The organism is Streptomyces sp. WAC05292 (assembly GCF_003949955.1).
Classification (GTDB): domain Bacteria; phylum Actinomycetota; class Actinomycetes; order Streptomycetales; family Streptomycetaceae; genus Streptomyces; species Streptomyces globosus.
The window spans coordinates 1-3,684 of record NZ_RPSE01000505.1; the positions used below are offsets into that span (position 1 = coordinate 1).

The 3,684-nt window shown below is 74.7% G+C and carries 3 protein-coding genes; 1 reads left to right on the forward strand and 2 read right to left on the reverse strand.

Translation table 11 applies throughout. From position 1 onward, the window contains the following. Positions 1 to 2,224, reverse strand: a 2,224-nt coding sequence (locus tag EF903_RS30090; protein WP_148142609.1) for an MMPL family transporter, incomplete at its 3' end; no start/stop codon positions are given. 206 nt (positions 2,225 to 2,430) lie between these two features. Then, positions 2,431 to 2,826, reverse strand: coding sequence for a signal peptidase I (locus tag EF903_RS30095; RefSeq protein ID WP_125548160.1), 396 nt, complete (start codon positions 2,824 to 2,826; stop codon positions 2,431 to 2,433). Positions 2,827 to 2,881: 55 nt separating this feature from the next. Between EF903_RS30095 and EF903_RS30100 the strand changes: the two genes are divergently transcribed. Beyond that, the coding region (locus tag EF903_RS30100) for a GNAT family N-acetyltransferase (protein ID WP_125548161.1) at positions 2,882 to 3,684 on the forward strand (803 nt) is incomplete at its 3' end.

The window sequence follows — 3,684 nt, forward strand, 5'->3', positions numbered from 1 at the left end:
CCTCGTCCCCGCGCTCATGCACCTGCTCGGCGGCGCGCTGGGCGGGGAGGACCGCGGCGGGGGCGGCTTCCGGCGGCTCGATGCTGATGCGCGGCAGGAGGCGCTCCAGCCAGGCCGGCAGCCACCAGTTCGCGCCGCCGAGCAGGTGCATGAGCGCGGGGACGAGGAGGGTGCGCAGGACGAAGGCGTCGAGGGCGACGGCCGCGGCGAGGGCGATGCCGAACATGGCGATGATCCGGTCGCCGCTGAGCACGAAGGCCAGGAACACGGAGATCATGATGACGGCGGCCGAGTTGATCACGCGGCTGGTCTCGGCGAGGCCGACGCGGACGGCCCGGCGGTTGTCGCCGGTCTCCAGCCACTCCTCGTACATCCGGCTGACGAGGAAGACCTGGTAGTCCATCGAGAGCCCGAAGAGGACCGACACCATGATCACCGGGAGGAAGGGCTCGATGGGGCCGGCGCTGCCCAGCCCCATCACCTCGCTCCCCCAGCCCCACTGGAAGATCGCGACGACCACGCCGAAGGAGGAGCCGACCGCGGCGACGTTCATGGCAGCGGCCTTGAGGGGGATGCCGATGGACCGGAAGGCGAGCAGGAGCAGGACGCATCCGAGGGAGATGACGACGCCGACGAAGAGGGGGAGCTTGCCGACGATGACGTCCGCGAAGTCGTCGTATCCGGCGGTCACGCCGCCGACGTGGACCTCCATGCCGGTGCCCTCGCGGGCGGCGGGGACGACGTCCTCGCGCAGGTGGGCAACGAGGTCGCTGGTGGCCCGGGACTGCGGCGCCGACTCGGGTACGACGGTGACGACGGCGGTGTCGCCGCTGCGGTTGAGGACGGCGGGCCCGGCGGAGGCGACGCCTTCGGCGCCGCGCAGCGCCTCGGCGAGGCGCTCGGCGGCGATCCGGTCGCCCGCGCCGTCGAGCCGGGCGACGACGGTGAGGGGGCCGTTGACGCCGGGGCCGAAGCCCTCGGCGAGCAGGTCGTAGGCCTGCCGGGTGGTGCTGGTCGCGGGGTTGTTGCCCTGGTCCGAGGTGCCCAGGTGGAGGGAGAGCGTCGGCAGGGCGAGCACCGCCATGACGGCGGCGGCCAGGAGGCCCAGCTTCTTGGGGTGCCGCTCGACGAAGGCGGACCAGCGGGCGGCGAACCCGGTGGGCAGCTCCGGCTGCGGCCCTTCGGCGGCGAGGCGGCGGCGCTCGCGCCGCGAGAGGGCGCTCATCCCGATGTACGACAGGAGGGCGGGCAGCAGGGTGACCGAGGCGGCGACGGTCAGGACGACGGTCAGCGAGGCGGCTATCGCGACGCCGTTCAGGAAGCTCAGCCGCAGGACGAGCATGCCGAGCAGGGCGATGCAGACGGTGGCGCCGGCGAAGACCACGGCCCTGCCGGTGGTGGCGACGGCCTGCTCGGCGGCCTCGGCCACGTCCGTGCCGCGCCGCAGGGCCTTGCGGTGCCGGGTGACGATGAACAGCGCGTAGTCGATGCCGACGCCCAGTCCGACGAGGGTGCCGAGCATGGGTGCGAAGTCCGCGACGGCCATGGCGTGCCCGAGGAGGCCGATGCCGAAGTAGGCGGTGCCGACGGAGACGAGGGCCGTCGCGATGGGCAGCAGGCTGGCCGCGAGCGAGCCGAAGGCGAGGAAGAGGACGAGGGCGGCGACGGCCACGCCGATGGCCTCGGCGAGGTGGGTCTTCGGCGCCTCGGTCAGGCCGATCGCACGGCCGCCGAGCTCGACTTGCACGCCGTCCGCCTCGGTGGCGGCGTTCTTGGCGGCGGCGACGACCGCCTCGGCCTGCGCCGTGGGGACGGCGTCCGCCTGCCGGTCGAAGGTCACGACGGCGTAGGCGGTGCGCCCGTCGGCGCTGATCTGCGCGGCGCTCTCGGGCCCGGGCCCGTACGGTCCGGCGACCGAGCCGACGCCGGGCAGCTCCGCGATGGTGTCCAGGGCCCGGGTCATGCGCTGCTCGACGCCGGGCGAGCGGGCCGTCAGGTGGGCGGGGGTCCGCCACACGACGGTGTCGGTGTCGCCGCCCTGGCCGGGGAAGCCCTCGCGGAGGAGGGCGTGGGCCCGGCTGGACTCGGTGCCGGGGACCTCGTAGTCGGTGGAGAAGGCCGTTCCGGCGGTCACGGCGGCCGCGGCGGTCCCGCCGAGGGCGAGCAGCCAGATCAGGACGGCGGCCAGCCGGTGCCGCATGCACCACCGAGCGATTGCTGCCAACGGACGTGCTCCCTGGGGGGTCGGATCTTCACCGGGAGGCAGCCCGATGCGAAGAACACTGGAACGCGTGAAGGCCGGGCCGAGGCTCCCGGGAGGGTCGCTCCTGGGGCGGCCGGGATGGTGCGCACGCATACGATCGCAGCCAAAGGTGATCGTTGGTCCGTTTCGTGTGCATCATCACAGATGCACCGTCCGCGGCCGGCGGGTCAGCCCTGCCGCTCCGCCGTCGCCGCCGGCTCGTCGACGCGGTAGCCGGGGACGGACGGCCAGCGGACCGTGAGGACCACCGACTCCTCCTCCGCGTACCAGGAGTGGTCGACGCCGCGGCCCCACACCACGTAGTCGCCCTGCTCGGCGAGGACGACGTCCCGGTCGGGGAACTCCATCCGGAAGCGGCCGCTGATCAGGACCAGCAGGGCGGTCCGCTCCTCCCCGGTCGTCCACTGCGCCCGCGCGTCCCCTTTGGGGTGGACGCCCCACTTGATCTCCACGTCCGCACTGTGGCGCGGATCGCCGGGGTCCTTGAAGTGCCCGAGGAGCCAGCCGCGGTCGGCGGCGGCGTCGGGGGCGGCCTTGCCGGTGTGGATGCAGAGGTCGTTCACGGGGGTGAGGCTAATGCAGTTGCGCGGACGGGCGCTCCGGTGGTCGGCTGCCGCCATGGGAAGCGATCACGGGGCCGAGGCGCGCCTCCTGGCGGCGTACGACCGCCATGTGCGCGAGTGCGCGCCGCCCGACACGCCCGGGTGCCAGGTCGAGCGGGCGGGCCGGGTGGTCCGGCAGACCTCTCCCGGCAGCGGCTGGAACGGGGTGCTCTGGTCGGACCTCGACGAGGACACGGCGGACGCGGCGATCGCCGCGCAGGTGGCCTACTTCGCCGGCCGCGGCTCCGGCTTCGAGTGGAAGCTGTACGGGCACGACCGCCCGGCCGGCCTGGCGGGACGGCTGCGCGCCGCGGGCTTCACGCCCGAGCCGGCCGAGACGGTGCTGGTGGGTCGGACGCAGGAGGTCGCCGCGCTGCCGGCGGAGCCGCCCGCCGGCATCACGCTGCACGCGGTGGCCGACGAGTCGGGCGCGGACCTGATGGAGCGCGTCCACACGGAGGCCTTCGGCCGGCACCGGCCCGGGATCCGGGAGCTGGTGGTGGAGCGGCTGCACCGGGCGCCGGAGACGATCGCCGCCGTGGTGGCGATGGCCGGCGGCGTCCCGGTGAGCGCCGCGCGGTTGGAGATGCAGCCGGGCAGCCCGTTCGCCGGCCTGTGGGGCGGCGGCACGGTGCCCGCATGGCGCGGCCGCGGCGTCTACCGGCTGCTGGTGGCCCACCGGGCGCGGATCGCCGCGGCGCGGGGGATCCCGTACCTGCACGTGGACGCCTCCGCGCAGAGCCGGCCGATCCTGGAGCGGCTGGGCTTCGACGTCCTGGGCACGACGGTGCCGTACGTGCGGGAACCCCCCGGCGGCCC